At 70.7% G+C, this 15,316-nt stretch carries 9 protein-coding genes; 5 read left to right on the top strand and 4 right to left on the bottom strand.

Annotation, left to right across the window (positions count from 1 at the left end):
- Positions 1 to 11: 11 nt before the first annotated feature.
- Positions 12 to 1,073, bottom strand: a complete 1,062-nt coding sequence (locus AB0300_RS06110) for an AI-2E family transporter (protein WP_025103365.1) — start codon at positions 1,071 to 1,073, stop codon at positions 12 to 14.
- A 178-nt stretch (positions 1,074 to 1,251) separates the two neighbouring features.
- Here AB0300_RS06110 and AB0300_RS06105 point away from each other — a divergent pair, with 178 nt between their 5' ends.
- Positions 1,252 to 3,198 carry a glycosyl transferase gene (locus AB0300_RS06105; RefSeq protein ID WP_366215648.1) on the top strand — a complete coding sequence of 649 codons (1,947 nt, stop codon included), beginning with the start codon at positions 1,252 to 1,254 and terminating at the stop codon, positions 3,196 to 3,198.
- A complete protein-coding gene (locus AB0300_RS06100; RefSeq protein WP_366215647.1) occupies positions 3,195 to 4,133 on the top strand; it encodes a tetratricopeptide repeat protein in 939 nt (312 codons plus the stop codon). The genes AB0300_RS06105 and AB0300_RS06100 overlap by 4 nt, the downstream gene beginning before the upstream one ends.
- A 38-nt stretch (positions 4,134 to 4,171) precedes the next feature.
- On the opposite strand, the gene glgB is transcribed toward AB0300_RS06100, so the two are convergent.
- The 3 genes from glgB to glgX all read right to left on the bottom strand — a co-directional run bounded on the left by glgB (position 4,172) and on the right by glgX (position 10,576).
- Entirely contained in the window at positions 4,172 to 6,373 is a 2,202-nt protein-coding gene (gene glgB, locus AB0300_RS06095; protein WP_366215646.1) for a 1,4-alpha-glucan branching protein GlgB, read from the bottom strand.
- On the bottom strand, positions 6,370 to 8,328 hold the full coding sequence (locus AB0300_RS06090) for an alpha-1,4-glucan--maltose-1-phosphate maltosyltransferase (RefSeq protein ID WP_303709176.1): 1,959 nt from the start codon (positions 8,326 to 8,328) through the stop codon (positions 6,370 to 6,372). The genes glgB and AB0300_RS06090 overlap by 4 nt, the downstream gene beginning before the upstream one ends.
- Before the next feature lie 175 nt (positions 8,329 to 8,503).
- Positions 8,504 to 10,576: a glycogen debranching protein GlgX gene (glgX, locus tag AB0300_RS06085; RefSeq protein WP_366215645.1), complete on the bottom strand. Its 2,073-nt coding sequence runs from the start codon at positions 10,574 to 10,576 to the stop codon at positions 8,504 to 8,506.
- Between the two features lie 101 nt (positions 10,577 to 10,677).
- Between glgX and AB0300_RS06080 the strand changes: the two genes are divergently transcribed.
- From AB0300_RS06080 to ligA, 3 genes are read left to right on the top strand one after another with little or no spacing between them, the layout of a single operon-like run.
- Positions 10,678 to 11,853 carry a cysteine desulfurase family protein gene (locus AB0300_RS06080; RefSeq protein WP_366215644.1) on the top strand — a complete coding sequence of 392 codons (1,176 nt, stop codon included), beginning with the start codon at positions 10,678 to 10,680 and terminating at the stop codon, positions 11,851 to 11,853.
- A gap of 9 nt (positions 11,854 to 11,862) precedes the next feature.
- Positions 11,863 to 12,960: a tRNA 2-thiouridine(34) synthase MnmA gene (mnmA, locus tag AB0300_RS06075; protein ID WP_366215643.1), complete on the top strand. Its 1,098-nt coding sequence runs from the start codon at positions 11,863 to 11,865 to the stop codon at positions 12,958 to 12,960.
- Between the two features lie 38 nt (positions 12,961 to 12,998).
- Positions 12,999 to 15,314, top strand: a complete 2,316-nt coding sequence (ligA, locus tag AB0300_RS06070; protein ID WP_249521918.1) for an NAD-dependent DNA ligase LigA — start codon at positions 12,999 to 13,001, stop codon at positions 15,312 to 15,314.
- Positions 15,315 to 15,316 lie beyond the last annotated feature (2 nt).

The following is a 15,316-nucleotide window of genomic DNA, read 5'->3' as shown; positions in this document are numbered from 1 at the left end:
CGACGGTCCGGTCACCGCTCGTTCATGCGGGGGATCAGCACCTGCCGGTAGATGATGAGGATGCTGGCCGCCACGGGGATCGCGATGAGCGCGCCGAGCAAACCGAGCAGGCTTCCTCCGGCGAGAGCGGCCACGACCACCACGGCGCCGGGCACCGACACGGCGCGGCTCATGATCCGCGGCGAGATCACGTACGCCTCGATCTGCATGTAGATGAGGTAGTAGATCGCCGCGGCGAGAGCCGTGCCGGGGGAGCCGAGACCGGGGATCAGGCAGACGAGGACGATGATCGTCGAACCCGTCAGGGTGCCGACGAGGGGGATGAGCGAGAAGAAGAAGGCGACGACGGCGAGGACGGCGGGGAACGGCGCGTCGATGATCGTGAGGTAGATGGCGCTGAGGATGCCGTTGATGACCCCCTGGCTGACCTGCCCCATGACGTAGTAGCCCACGGAGTCGGTGATCTGCTCGGAGAGGTCGATGAAGCGGTCTCGCTTGGACGCCGGCACGAGCTGGTACACCGCGCGCTTGAGCGAGGGGGTGGAGGCCGTGAGGTAGATGGTCAGGATGAGCACGATGAAGGCGCCGAACACCCCGCTCAGCACGGCCCCGCTGGCGACGAGCACGCCTTGACCGATCGATCCGCCGATCTCGGCGAGGTTCGTCGCCAGCCAGTCCTCGACGTAGGCGAACACGTCGTCGACGCGGAGGTTGGGGAAGGTCTCCTGGATCCACGTGCGCAGGTCCTCGATGGCGGTTCCCCGCTGCACGATCGCCGTGATCTGCGCGATGAGCTGGGAGATCTGGTCGACCAGCACCGGGAGGACGATGAGCACGATCCCGCTGAAGACCGCCAGCACGGCGACGATCGTGACCAGGACCGCGAGCCAGCGGGGCAGGCGCCGTCGCTCGAGGAACGTGACGAGCGGATCGAGCCCGAGGCTGAGGAAGAGAGCGGTGCCGATGTAGAGCAGCACCGTGGACAGCGTCTGCACGCTGCTGATCAGCACGATGCCGAGGCCCACGCCGAGTGTCGCCACGAGGGCGGTGCGGAACGGGTTGTGGATCTTCATGCAGACTCCTCGGAACGGCTGCAGCAAGGCTACCCATGACCGGCCACGACGCGTCGCCGACGTGCCGCAGCGTCGCCAGGGGAGGGGCCTCGTGGTCAACACACAGGTGACTTCGCTAGTCTGAAATGTCGAGTGTGGCGTCACGGGCGGGAAGCCGTGGTGCGTGAGGAGACTATTCGTGCGTTTCGTATGGGCCGTCGTGGCCTTCGTGCTGGCTGCCGTGCTGATCGGTGCGGGGATCGCCCAACGCACCGTCTTCGTCGGTCCTTCGTCCCAGGAGGCCCGCGTCGACATCGAGGAGCCCGCTCCGTACGTGCTGATGGACGGCGATGTGCTCCGGATGAACCCGGGCGCGCAGAAGGTGCTGATCCGCGGCGAGGGCGAGATCTTCGCGAGCTACGGCCGTACGGCCGACATGGAGGCGTGGCTCTCTGACGCGGAGTACAACCACGTCTCGGTCGGCGACGACGACGAGCTCCTCGTCGAGCACGTCGCGGCCCCGGACCCGGAGGAGTCGGACGAGACCCCCGCGCCGGACGACTCCGAGACCCCCGCGCCGGAGGACGAGGAGTCCGCCGAGCCCGCCGGCCGCAATCCGGCCGGGTCGGACCTGTGGCTCGACTCCTTCAGCGAGAAGAACTTCCTCTCCACCGACACCATGCAGCTCCCCGAGGGGACGAGCGTGCTGATCGCCTACGACGGCAGCGAGGACGCGCCGGACGACATCGTCGTCTCCTGGCCGCTGGACACGCGGACCCCGCTCGCCGGTCCGCTCATGGTCGCGGGCGGAGTCGTGCTGCTGGTGGGGCTCGTGCTCTACGTGCTCGCGATCCGCCACCAGCGCCGTGGCCGCGGCCCGCGCCGGAAGGGGCCGGGGCCGCTGCCCACGACCCAGCCGATCGACGTGGCGGCGCTCCCGCCGTCCGAGCGGGAGGCGCTCGAGGCCGCGGACGGCACGGAGCCGAAGACTCCGGAGCGGACGGACGACGTGGAGGACGCGGAGGTCGTCGACGAGAAGCCCACGGAGGGGAAGAACGCCATGCAGAGTGTGCGCCCGCGCCGTCGTCGGCGTCTGCTCGTCGTGCCCGCGCTCGGTCTGACCGCGGTGCTGGCCGCCGGCTGCAGCGCCGAGTCCTGGCCGGAGTTCGGGGATGCCTCTGCGTCGCCGTCGCCGAGCCCCACCGTCATCGCGCCCGACAACCAGAAACCCCCGGCGGTCACCGAGACGCAGGCCGACCGCATCCTCGGGGAGATCTCCGAGACACTGGTGAAGGCCGACGAGGAGAAGGACCTCGATCTCGCAGCGACGCGCCTGGACGGGACCGCGCTGGCGACCCGCACCACCGACTACGCCCTGCGGGAGAAGCTGCCCGACCGCCCCGCACCGGCGGCGATCCCGACCGACGACGTCGAGGTCGTGCTTCCCGAGGCGACCGACCGCTGGCCGCGTACCGTCCTCATGCTCTCGAAGAGCACCGGTGACGACACCGTGCCGCCCGTCGTCCTCACCATGACGCAGGCGGACCCCTGGTCCAACTACAAGGTGACGAACATGGCCGAGATGTCCGCCGACGCGGCCTTTCCCGAGGTGGCGGCGAGCTGGCTCGGCACCTCCCTCGTCCCCGCGGACTCCGCGTTCCTGTCGGTGCCCCCGGACGAGGTTGCCGCCGCCTTCGCGGACGTCGTCGACAACGGGGAGAAGAGCGAGTCGTACGGACAGTTCGACGAGCTGGCACTCAACCTCGCGAAGTCGATCACCGACAGCCGCCAGAGCCTGGTGCAGGGGCTGGCCGACGCCGGTGCCGCTGAGACCTCGACGGCGGGCTTCGACATGACGCCGACGGAGGAGGACCCGGTCTCCCTGACGACCCTGGACAGCGGAGCCATCGTCGCCGTCTCCGTGCTCGACGTCGAGACGATCACTCCCACCTCGTCCGATGTGGTGATCCGCTTCGGCGACAACGAGGAGGCCAAGGCCCTCACCGGTGCCAACGAGTCCGCCAAGGGCGCCGAGACGACCTATGCATTCCAGCTGTTCTTCGCCGTCCCCTCGCAGGGATCGAGCGACCCGATCCGGCTCCTGGCGTCGCGCCAGGACCTCGTGTCCGTGAAGGTGATCAAGTGAGCGAGATCTCTCCCGCCGCCCTGCGCGGTGCCGTCGACCTGTCCAGCCTGCGCCATCGCCCCTCCGCCCCGGCGGGCGGCTCGGCGACTGCCCCCGCTGGCTCTCCGGTCGCGGATGTCGTCGTCGACGCGACGGATGAGAACTTCGGTCAGGTGCTCGAGCTCTCCCGCACGGTGCCGGTCGTCGTCGACCTCTGGGCCGAGTGGTGCGGGCCGTGCAAGCAGCTGAGCCCGATCATCGAGAAGGTCACCCGTGAGCTGGGCGGACGCGTCCTCCTCGCCAAGGTCGACGTCGACGCCAACCCGCAGCTCGCGCAGAGCTTCCGCGCGCAGTCGATCCCGATGGTCGTCGCCCTCATCGCCGGTCAGCCGGTCCCCATGTTCACGGGCGCGGTTCCGGAGCAGCAGGTCCGCGAGGTGTTCGCGCAGCTGCTGCAGGTAGCGGCGCAGAACGGGGTGTCCGGGTCGCTGCCCGTCGGAGAGGGCGAGGCGGCCGAGGCCGCCGCCCCGGCCGAGCCCGAGCTGCCGCCGCTGCACGCGGAGGCCTTCGCCGCGATCGAGCGCGGGGACTACCGGGCCGCCATCACCGCCTACGAGAAGGCCCTCGCCGAGAACCCGCGCGACGAGGACGCCATCGCCGGTCTCGGTCAGGTCCGCCTGCTCGACCGCGTGCAGGGGCTCGACCTCCAGGCCGCGCGCGCAGCAGCCGCCGCCGCACCGCAGGATGTGCAGGCGCAGTTCGACGTCGCCGATCTGGACCTCGCCGGCGGACACGTCGACGACGCGTTCGGCCGTCTGCTCGACCTGTTCGCGCAGCTGCCGTCGGATCAGCGGACGCCTGTGCGCGAGCGCCTCGTCGAGCTCTTCGGTCTCATCGGAGCCGGAGACCCGCGCGTGATCGCGGCCCGCAACCGGCTCTCCTCGCTGCTCTTCTGAGCGGTCTGCGCGGGGGAACGCCCCCGCGCAGACCCCCGTCAGCCGTTGTTCACGGTGGGGACGTGCGGCTCCGGCTGATGGCGGAGCCACAGCGTGGACAGGGCCGGCAGCGTGATCGAGGCCGTCGCCGTGCCCCCGTCTCCGGATTCGGCGACCACCATCCCGAGGTTGCCGGAACCGCGTCCGCCGTAGACGTCGGCATCGGAGTTCAGGATCTCCTGCCAGACGCCGGGGCGCGGCAATCCCAGGCGGTACCCGGTGCGCTCCACGCCGGCGAAGTTGCTGACCACGACGAGACGGCCGCCGTGCGCGTCCCGCCGTTCGAAGGCGATCACGGACGGATCCCAGCTCGGTGCCCCGAGCCGCGTGAACCCCGAGCCGTCGCTGTCGCGCTCCCAGAGCGGTGCCTGCGCCCGGTACACCCCGTTCATCGCGGCGACGAAGTCCTGGAGCTGGGCGTGCGAAGGCTGGTCGCGGAGCCACCAGTCCAGCTCGCGCCCCTCCGACCACTCGGCGAGCTGTCCGAACTCCTGACCCATGAACAGCAGCTTCTTGCCCGGATGCCCCCACATGTACGCGAGGTAGGCGCGGACGTTCGCGAGCTTGTGCCAGTGGTCGCCGGGCATCTTCGACAGCAGGCTGCCCTTGCCGTGCACGACCTCGTCGTGACTGATCGGCAGCACGTAGTTCTCGCCGAACGCGTAGACGAACGAGAACGTCATCTCGCCCTCGTGGTGCGCCCGGTACATCGGGTCTCTGCCGATGTACTGCAGCGAGTCGTTCATCCACCCCATGTTCCACTTGAACCCGAACCCGAGGCCGGCGTGATCCGTCGGCGCGGTGACACCGGGGAAGCTCGTGGACTCCTCGGCGATCATGAGGATCCCGGGGTGCAGGCGGTAGGCGGTGGCGTTGACCTCCTGGAGGAAGCGGATCGCCTCCAGGTTCTCGCGTCCGCCGTGGATGTTCGGCTCCCACTCACCCTCGCGGCGCGAGTAGTCGAGGTAGAGCATCGAGGCGACGGCGTCGACGCGCAGACCGTCGACGTGGAACTCCTCGAGCCAGTACAGCGCGTTGGCGACGAGGAAGCCGCGGACCTCGGGACGACCGTAGTCGAAGATGAGCGTGCCCCAGTCCTGGTGCTCTCCGCGCCGGGGGTCGGGGTGCTCGTACAGGGGCTGACCGTCGAAGCGCGCCAGGGCGAAGTCGTCCTTGGGGAAGTGGCCCGGCACCCAGTCCATGATGACGCCGATGCCGGCCTGGTGCAGGCGGTCGATGAGGTAGCGCAGGTCGTCGGGGGAGCCGTACCGGCTCGTCGGCGCGTAGTAGCCGCTGACCTGGTATCCCCAGGATCCGCCGAACGGATGCTCGGCGAGCGGCATGAACTCGACGTGAGTGAACCCCGTCTCCTGCACGTGCGCGATCAGCGGATCCGCCATATCGCGGTATCCCAGGCCGCCCCGCCAGGAGCCGACGTGCACCTCGTACACCGCCAGCGGCTGCGCGACGGCATGCGTGGCGGCGCGACGCGTCATCCACGCGCCGTCCTCCCAGACGTAGGACGACGCCGTCACGACGGAGGCGGTCTCCGGCGGCACCTGCGCCGCCAACGCCATCGGGTCGGCCTTGAGGATCCAGCTGCCGCTCCGCGTCCGGATCTGGAACTTGTAGCGGGTCCCGACGGGGAGGTCGGGGATGAAGAGCTCCCAGACGCCGCTCGCGCCGAGCGAGCGCATGGCGTGGCTCTCGCCGTTCCAGCCGTTGTGATCGCCCACCACACGGACGGCCGTGGCATCGGGCGCCCAGACGGCGAAGGACACGCCCTGCTCGTCGCCCTGCGTGCGGGGATGGGCTCCCAGCGCCTCCCACAACCGCTCGTGACGGCCTTCGGCGATCAGATGAAGGTCCAGGTCGCCGAGGGTCGGCGCGTGACGGTACGGGTCGCCCGCGACGCTCTCCTCCTCGCCGCGGTAGCGCGTCGCGAGACGGTAGGGGAGCGGCGGTCCGGGGTGGGTGCCCTCCCACACCCCCTGCGCGACGTGGGTGAGCGTCAGGCGGCTGCCGTCGTCGAAGACCGCCTCCACCGTCTCGGCGAGCGGACGGCGAGCCCGGATCACGGTCACGGCCCGATCCGCCGCATCCTTCCCGGGGTGGGCGCCGAGCACGGCGTGCGGTGCGTGGTGCCGCCCTTCCGCCACGGCCTCCCACTCGGCGTTCGCGGTGTCGTCGATGCCGCTCATGCGCGCTCCCTCACCTTCAGGATGTGGACCGGCTCGGCGAAGGCGTCGAGCCGGACGTAGTTGTGATCGGTCCAGGTCCAGACGCTGCCCGTGAGCAGGTCCTCCACCTCGTAGCTCTCACCCAGGGCGACGCCCCAGCGTGTGGTGTCGAGATGGACGGTCGTCTCGCGCACCGAGTGCGGGTCGACGTTCGCGACGACGATGAGCGTGTCCGGCCGCCCGGTTCCGGTGAAGGCGGCGTCGAGATGCTTGCTGAACACGAGGATGGCGTCATCGTCGCTCCAGTGCAGCTCGAGGTTGCGCAGCTGCCGCAGCGCCGGATGCGCCGCACGGATCTCGTTCAGCCGCCGCAGGAGCGGAGCCAGCGACTCCCCGCGCTCCTCGGCCCCCGCCCAGTCGCGGAACTTGTACTCGTACTTCTCGTTGTCGATGTTCTCCTCGGAACCCGGGCGGGCCACGTTCTCGATGAGTTCGTATCCCGCATACACGCCGTACACGGGGCCCGCGGTGGCGGCGATGCAGGCGCGGATGCGGTAGGCCGCGCGTCCGCCGAACTGGAGATACTCGGTGAGGATGTCGTGCGTGTTGACGAAGAGGTTCGGGCGCATGTAGTCGGCCGTCTCGTGGGAGATCGTCGTGAGGAACTCCTCGAGCTCCGCCTTGGTGTTGCGCCACGTGAAGTAGCTGTAGCTCTGTTGGAAGCCCACCGCGGCGAGCGCGCGCATCACCGCCGGTCGGGTGAACGCCTCGGCCAGGAAGATCACGTCGGGATCCGTCTCGTTCACCGTCGCGATCAGCCACTCCCAGAACTGCAGCGGCTTGGTGTGCGGGTTGTCCACGCGGAAGATCCGAACCCCCTCCGCCACCCAGTGCCGGACGATCCGGAGCATCTCGGCGGCGATCCCCTCCGGGTCGTTGTCGAAGTTCAGCGGGTAGATGTCCTGGTACTTCTTCGGCGGGTTCTCGGCGTACGCGATCGTGCCGTCGGGGAGGGTGGTGAACCACTCCGGGTGGTCGCGCACCCAGGGGTGGTCGGGAGAGGCCTGCAGCGCGAGGTCGAGGGCGACCTCCAGTCCCTCCTTCCGCGCGGCCCGCACGAAGGCGCGGAAGTCCTGCGGGGTGCCGAGGTCAGGGTGGATCGCATCGTGCCCGCCCTCCGCCGCTCCGATGGCGTACGGCGAGCCCGGGTCCCCGGCCTCGGCGACGAGGGTGTTGTTGCGACCCTTGCGGTTGGTCGTGCCGATGGGATGCACGGGGACGAGGTAGATCACATCGAAGCCCATCCTGGCGACCTCGGGCAGGCGCTTCGCTGCAGTACGGAACGTGCCGCTGCGGACCGTTCCGTCCTTGAGGCGGCGGGCTCCCTCCGACCGCGGGAAGAACTCGTACCAGGCGCCGACTCCGGCGCGGGTGCGCTCCACGCGGAGGAGCTGCTCCGCGGAGGCGGAACGGAGCGTCGTGACGGGGCGATCGCGGAAGATCGCCGCGAGATCGGGGTCCACGGCACGTTCGGCGGCGACGACGGGGTCGCCGGCCCGGAGTTCCTCCGCCCAGGTCCTGAGGCGCGTGCGCTGCGCTGCGGGGCGGTCCTTCTCGGCAGCCGCCCGCTGCAGGAGCTCGGCTCCGAGGGCGGCCATCACGGGGACGTCCACCCCGGCGGCGATCTTCACGTGCGCGGCGTGTGCCCAGGTGGCGAAGTCGTCGGAGAACGCCTCGAAGCGATACCGCCAGAGGCCCTCCGCATCGAGGGCGATCTCCGCCTCCCAGCGATCGGTGCCGTCGGCGAGCGCCGTGAGCCGGTGCAGGCTCTCTTCGCCGGCCGGTGAGGTCAGTCGCACGTGCACGCCGATGAGGTCGTGCCCTTCGCGGAACGCCACGACGCGGAAGGGGACGACCTCGCCTGCGAACGCCTTGGCGGGGAAGCCTCCCGGAACCACCGGCGTGCCGTCCAGCAGCGGGATCCGGGTGGTCCGCAGGGTTCCGGGCTGGTCGGCGTCGACGGCGCGCGTCGGGATCTGAACGGGGCTCCGCAGAGCCGTGGGTCGGGTTCCAGCACGAGCAGTCACATGCCGAATCTACCGCTCGGCCCTGTCGGAACCTACCGCTCGACCCCGGCGCCGAACCGTGCTATCACTCCACCCGGAACAGGCGCATGGATGTGCCGGGGATCGGCAGCACGTCACCCGGAGCGTACGTCTCCTCGGCCTCCGACGGGCGCTCGTCGGCGCTCGACCAGAGGGAGACGAATCGGCTGGCACCCTCGATCTCCTCCGGGAGCCGCACGTCGATCGGCGCCTCCGTCCCGTGCACGATCAGGAGGATGCGGTTGGCGGGTTCCTTGTCCGGTGTGGAGGCGGCGACGTACTGCAGCGTGCGATTGCCGGGATCGGTCCACTGCCCCGGTTCCATGGTCGCGCCGTCCTGGTCGTACCAGTCCATGACCGAGGCGTTCGGGATGTGCTCGCCGAGGCGGGCATACCGACTCGGCCGCAGCGCCGGATTCTCCTCGCGCAACCGGGCGAGGCGCGCGACGTGGGCCCGGAGGTCGTCCTGCCAGGGCTCGAACTCCCAGGACAGCCAGGACAGCGGCGAGTCCTGCGCGTAGGCGTTGTTGTTGCCGCGCTGGGACCGCCCCACCTCGTCCCCGGCGGTGAGCATCGGGATGCCGGCCGAGAGGAGGAGGGTGCCGAGCAGGTTGCGCATGGCCTTACGCCGGGCGGTGAGGATCGCGGGATCGTCCGTCGGTCCCTCGACGCCGTGGTTGAACGAGCGGTTCAGGTCGGCGCCGTCGCGGTTGTGCTCGCCATTGGCCTCGTTGTGCTTGACGTCGTACGACACGAGGTCGTGCAGCGTGAACCCGTCGTGCGCCGTGACGAAGTTGATGCTCGCGAGGGGTCCGCGGTCCTCGCTGAAGGTGTTGGACGATCCGGCGAGCCGGGTGGCGAAGCCGCCGATGCCGACCGGCGCCGAGGCCCGTCGTGCGTAGTCGATGTCGCTCAGCCAGAAGTTGCGCACGCGGTCTCGGTACCGGTCGTTCCACTCGTGCCACCCCGCAGGGAAGTTGCCCGTCTGCCAGCCGCCCAGTCCGACGTCCCAGGGCTCCGCGATGAGCTTGGTGTCCGCGAGGACGGGGTCGGCGGCGATCGCCTGCAGCAGCGGATGATCCGGAGTGTAGGCGTGAGCGCCGTCGCGCGCGATCGCCGTCGCCAGGTCGAAGCGGAAGCCGTCGATCTGCATCTCCTCGGCCCAGTACCGGAGCGAGTCCAGCACCAGTCGTGCGCCCGCGTCGGTGGCCGTGTTGAGCGTGTTGCCGCATCCCGTGGTGTCGATGTAGACGCCCGCGTCGTCCTGTCGGTAGTACCGCGCGTTGTCGATACCGCGGAGACTGGAGCGCGGCCCGCCGATGCCCTCCTCCGACGTGTGGTTGTACACGACGTCGAGGATCACCTCGAGGCCGGCCTCGTGCAGCAGACGCACCATGCCCTTGAACTCGGCGATGATCGCCTCGGGGCCCCGTTTCCTGGCGTCTTCCGTCGCGTAGGCGGCGTGGGGCGTGAAGAAGTTCAGGGTGTTGTAGCCCCAGTAGTTCGTCAGCCCCCGCTCCAGCAGCCGCGGCTCCGGGACGAAGGCGTGGACGGGGAGCAGCTCCACCGACGTCACCCCGAGCGTGCGGAGGTACGCGATCATGGCCGGATGCGCGAGGCCCGCGTAGGTGCCGTGCAGCGCGGGCGGGATGTCGGGGTGCCGCTTGGTCAGTCCCTTCAGGTGGCCCTCGTAGATCAGCGTCCGGTCGGCGGGGATCCGCGGCTTCGTGGAGCCGCCCCAGTCGAAGCCGTCCTCGATGACCACGGCTCGCCATTCCTGGTAGCCGTGTCCCTGGGCGAGGCCTCGCGCATACGGGTCGAGGAGCAGCGTCTCCGGGTTGAACGTGTTGCCGGGCCCGTGCGGACCCTCGACGCGGAGCGCGTAGCGGACTCCGGGCTGCAGCAACGGCGTCGTGATCTCCCAGACGCCTCCGGGCCGCCGTTCGAGCGGAGCCTGGTCGACGACCCAGTCGAGGTCCGTCGCGTCGAAGACGACGAGCTCGACGGCGGAGGCGTTCTGCGACCAGACCCGCAGCGTGCCGACGCCGTCGTGCAGCCGGACGCCGAGGTTGTCGAGGATCGCCCCACCGGGCACGACGGAGTCGGGGGACGAAGACATGGATACACCCTAAACGTGTTGCATTTCAGTCTCATGACAGGACGCACCCGGTCTCACGCGCAGACGGACCGCTCGGGGCGCGGATCGGGGAGAATCGAAGCATGCGGCACTATCTCGACCACGCGGCGACGACCCCGTTGCGCCCGGAGGCCAGGGACGCGTGGCTGGAGGCGTCGGTCATCGTCGGCAACGCGTCGTCGACGCATGGAGCGGGGCAGGACGCGCGCCGGGTGCTGGAGGAGTCACGGGAGCGGATCGCCGCGGTCCTCGGGTCCGATCCCATCGAGGTGGTGCTGACCTCCGGTGGGACGGAATCCATCAACCTCGCCCTCCAGGGACTGTGGCACTCGCGTCGTCCGGAGACGACCGCTGTCGTGGTGCCGGACGGCGAGCATCACGCGACGATGGACACGGTCGCAGCCCTGGTGGCCGACGGTGCCGAGGTGCGGGCCGTGCCCGTGTCGGCCCACGCGCGCATCGACGAGGATCGCTTCGCCGCGGCCCTGCCGGGGGCCGCGTTCGCGACCGCGCTCGTCGCGAACAACGAGACCGGGACGATCAACGGTGCGCCCGCGCTGGCGGCGGCCACGGCCGACGCCGGTGTACCCCTGCACCTCGACGCCGTCGCCGCTCTCGGGCATCTGCCGCTGTCCTTCCGGGACCTCCGCGGCCGCGCGGACGACGGCGTGGGTCTCGTGGCGCTCAGCGTCGCCGGACACAAGGTCGGCGCGCCGGTCGGCGTCGGCGCGCTGGTGGTGGCCCGGTCCGCCCGGCTGACCCCGCTCCTGCGGGGCGGGGGCCAGCAGCGGGGTCTGCGTGCGGGCACGCAGGACGTGCCGGGAGCGGCGGCGCTGGCGACGGCGCTCGAACTCGCCGAACGGGAGCGGTCCGCCGAGAGCGTCCGGGTGGGCGGTCTGCGCGACCGCCTGGTCGAGGGCATCCGTGCGCGGGTGCCGGCGGCCGAGCTCCTGGGCGATCCCGACCACCGTCTTCCGGGTACCGCCCATCTGCTCTTCCCCGGTGCGGTGGGAGAGAGCCTGCTGTTCCTGCTGGACGTGGCCGGCGTCTCGGCCTCCACGGGCTCCGCGTGTCAGGCGGGGGTCGCCGAGCCCTCGCACGTCGTGATGGCGATGGGGCGCAGTGAGGCGGACGCCCGGAGCGTGCTGCGATTCTCCCTCGGGCGCACGTCCACCGACGCCGATGTGGATGCGGTGCTGGCGGTGATCGGAGAAGCCTACGCACGGGCATCCGGGGCCCGTGCAGCCGAGCGCTCGTAGACTGGACCCATGCGAATCCTTGCGGCCATGAGCGGTGGTGTGGACTCCGCCGTCGCGGCCGCCCGGGCCGTCGAGGCGGGGCACGATGTGGTCGGCGTGCACCTCGCGCTCTCCCGCGCCGGCGGGACCCTGCGCACCGGCAGCCGCGGCTGCTGCACGATCGAGGACGCCCTCGACGCGCGTCGCGCCGCCGACCTCCTCGGCATCCCCTTCTATGTGTGGGACTTCTCGGAGCGGTTCCGCGACGACGTGATCGACGACTTCGTCGCCGAGTACCGTGCGGGTCGGACGCCGAACCCGTGCATGCGGTGCAACGAGAAGATCAAGTTCGCCGCCCTGCTGGAGCGCGCCCTTGAGCTCGGTTTCGACGCCGTGTGCACCGGGCACTACGCGACCCTCGTCGACGGCCCGGCGGGACTCGAGCTGCACCGCGCCTCGGACAACGCGAAGGACCAGTCCTACGTGCTCGGCGTCCTCACGGCCGACCAGCTCGCCCACACCTATTTCCCCCTGGGCACCACGCCGTCGAAGGCGCTCGTGCGGGCGGAGGCGGAACAGCGCGGTCTCAGCGTCGCCCAGAAGCCGGACAGCCACGACATCTGCTTCATCCCGGATGGGGACACCCGGGGCTGGCTCGCCGAGAAGGTCGGCACGGCCACCGGTGAGATCGTCGACCGCTCCGGTGCCGTCGTCGGTGCGCACGAGGGTGCTCATGCGTTCACGGTCGGTCAGCGGCGCGGACTCAAGCTCGGCGTCCCGGCGGCGGACGGCAAGCCGCGCTTCGTGCTCGAGGTGCGCCCCGTGTCCAACACGGTGGTCGTCGGCCCGAAGGAGGCCCTGGCCATCGCCGAGATCGCGGGGGAGCGGTTCAGCTGGGCCGGCGCCGCGCCGACCTCGTCGTCGTTCGCGTGCGACGTCCAGATCCGCGCGCATGCCGAGCCGGTGCCCGCCACGGCCACGGTGACGGCCGAGGGCGTCCGCGTCGTCCCGGACACGCCCCTGGACGGCGTCGCCCCGGGGCAGACCGCCGTGCTCTACATCGGCACGCGCGTGCTCGGGCAGTTCACGATCGATGCGACCGTCTCCGCGGTCCCCGTCGGCGTCTGATCCGGGCGGATGTCGGTCGCCGCTCCTAGACTGACGGAGTGCCGGAGAACATCTCACTGGAAGACGCCCGCCGCGAGGCGGAGGAGCTCACGACCCGCATCCTCGAGGCGAAGGACGCGTACTACGGGCGTGACACGTCGCTCGTCGACGATGCCACGTACGACGGCTGGATGCGGCGCCTGGAAGAGCTCGAGCGCCTGCACCCCGAGCTGCAGGGACAGGACTCGCCCACGCAGATGGTCGGCGCGGCCGAGGCGACGGGGCTCGCGACCATCGAGCACGCCGAGCGCATGCTCAGCCTCGACAACGTCTTCTCGATCGAGGAGCTGCGCGAGTGGGCGCAGAAGACGCGCGCCGCCGCCGGGCGTGACGTCGACTGGTTGACCGAGCTCAAGATCGACGGCCTCGCGATCAACCTGCGGTACGAGGACGGCGTGCTGACGTCGGCGGCGACCCGTGGCGACGGGCGCGTCGGCGAGATCGTCACCGAGAACGCGCTCCGACTCCCCGAGATCCCGCAACGGCTCGCCGGGGAGGGGCATCCGCCGATCGTCGAGGTGCGCGGAGAGGTCTTCATCCCCGTCGCCGCGTTCGAGCGGCTGAACGCAGCGCAGGCGGCGTTCCGAGACCGCGCGTACGCGGACGCCCTCGCGCGCTGGGAGGCCAGGGGCGGCGCGAAGAAGCCGTTCGACGAGGAGAAGGCGCGGACCGCGGCGGCACGGCGTTTCCCGGCCTTCGCGAATCCCCGCAACGCGGCCAGTGGCGGCCTGCGTCAGCAGATCGACAAGAAGGACGGCCTGGAGCTGGAAGCGGGTCTGCTGCGCATCGAGTCGCTCGCGCTGTACGTGCACGGCATCGGTGCCTGGACGAACCCGCCGGTCGCGGCCCAGAGCCAGGTCTACGAGCTGCTGGCCGCCTGGGGGCTGCCGACGAGTCCGCACACGAAGGTGTGCCGCAGCATCGACGACGTCGTCGCCTTCGTCGAGCACTACGGCGAGCATCGGCACGACATCGAGCACGAGCTCGACGGCATCGTGGTCAAGGTCGACGAGCTCGACCTGCATGACGAGCTGGGAGCGACGAGCCGGGCACCCCGCTGGGCGATCGCCTACAAGTACCCGCCGGAGGAGGTGCAGACGAAGCTGCTCGACATCGTCGTCTCCGTCGGTCGCACCGGTCGCGCGACGCCCTTCGCGGTGATGGCGCCGGCTCACGTCGCCGGATCCGTGGTCCGTCAGGCCACGCTCCACAACAAGGACGTGGTGAAGGCCAAGGGCGTTCTCATCGGCGACACCGTGGTGCTGCGCAAGGCGGGCGACGTGATCCCCGAGGTGCTCGGCCCGGTGGTCGAGAAGCGGGACGGGACCGAGCGGGAGTTCGTCATGCCCGCCGACTGCCCCGAGTGCGGCACGCCGTTGCGCGCCATGAAGGAGGGGGACATCGACCTCCGGTGCCCGAACGCCCGGTCGTGCCCCGCCCAGGTGCGCGGACGCGTCGAGCACATCGGCTCGCGGGGAGCCCTCGATGTCGAGGCCCTGGGCGAGGTGACGGCGGCGGCGCTGACCCAGCCCACGAGTCCGGCGGAGCCTCCCCTGGTGACGGAGGCGGGCCTGTTCGCCCTGACCCTGGAGCAGCTCGTGCCGATCGAGGTCGTCGTGCGCGATGCGGAGACGGGTCTGCCGCGCGAGGACGAGGACGGCCTCGTGAAGACCCGCGCGCCGTTCCGACGCAACCCGACCGCGGCCGAGAAGAAGTCGGGTCTGGAGGGTCCGCAGCCGTCTTCCCAGGCGCTGACCCTGCTCGCGGAGCTGGAGAAGGCGAAGACCAAAGACCTCTGGCGGCTCCTCGTCGCGCTCAACATCCGTCACGTCGGACCGGTCGCTGCGCGGGCGCTCGCGCAGTGGTTCGGGTCGCTCGACGCGATCCGGGAGTCATCGCGGGAAGAGCTCGCCGCGGTCGAGGGCGTGGGCGGCATCATCGCGGACTCCTTGCTCGCGTGGTTCGACGTCGACTGGCACCAGGAGATCGTCCGCCAGTGGACTGATGCGGGCGTGCAGTGGGCGACGCCGGGTCACCCCGGCCCGGGAGCGGCGGTCGCGGCCGGGGGAGTGCTGGAGGGACTCACCGTGGTGGCGACGGGATCCCTCGACGGGTACACCCGCGAGGGGGCGCAGGAGGCGATCATCAAGGCCGGCGGAAAGGCGGCCTCGAGCGTGTCCAAGAAGACGGACTTCGTGGCCGCGGGGCCGGGAGCCGGCTCCAAGCTCGCGAAGGCGGAGGAGCTCGGCGTCCGCATCCTGGACGCCGCGCAGTTCCACGTCCTGGTCAACGAGGGGCCCGCGGCGCTGGACTGAGG

Source organism: Microbacterium sp. NPDC078814 (assembly GCF_040702645.1).
Taxonomy (GTDB): Bacteria; Actinomycetota; Actinomycetes; order Actinomycetales; family Microbacteriaceae; genus Microbacterium.
Note: the sequence above shows the minus strand (reverse complement) of the source record. Positions and strands in the feature narration are given on the sequence as shown.

What these genes read in the sequence shown, in the direction of transcription:
- AB0300_RS06110 (WP_025103365.1), bottom strand. Translation starts at nt 1,073, where the DNA reads ATGAAGATCCACAACCCGTTCCGCACCGCCCTCGTGGCGACACTCGGC.
- glgB (WP_366215646.1), bottom strand. Translation starts at nt 6,373, where the DNA reads ATGAGCGGCATCGACGACACCGCGAACGCCGAGTGGGAGGCCGTGGCG.
- glgX (WP_366215645.1), bottom strand. Translation starts at nt 10,576, where the DNA reads ATGTCTTCGTCCCCCGACTCCGTCGTGCCCGGTGGGGCGATCCTCGAC.
- AB0300_RS06080 (WP_366215644.1), top strand. Translation starts at nt 10,678, where the DNA reads ATGCGGCACTATCTCGACCACGCGGCGACGACCCCGTTGCGCCCGGAG.
- mnmA (WP_366215643.1), top strand. Translation starts at nt 11,863, where the DNA reads ATGCGAATCCTTGCGGCCATGAGCGGTGGTGTGGACTCCGCCGTCGCG.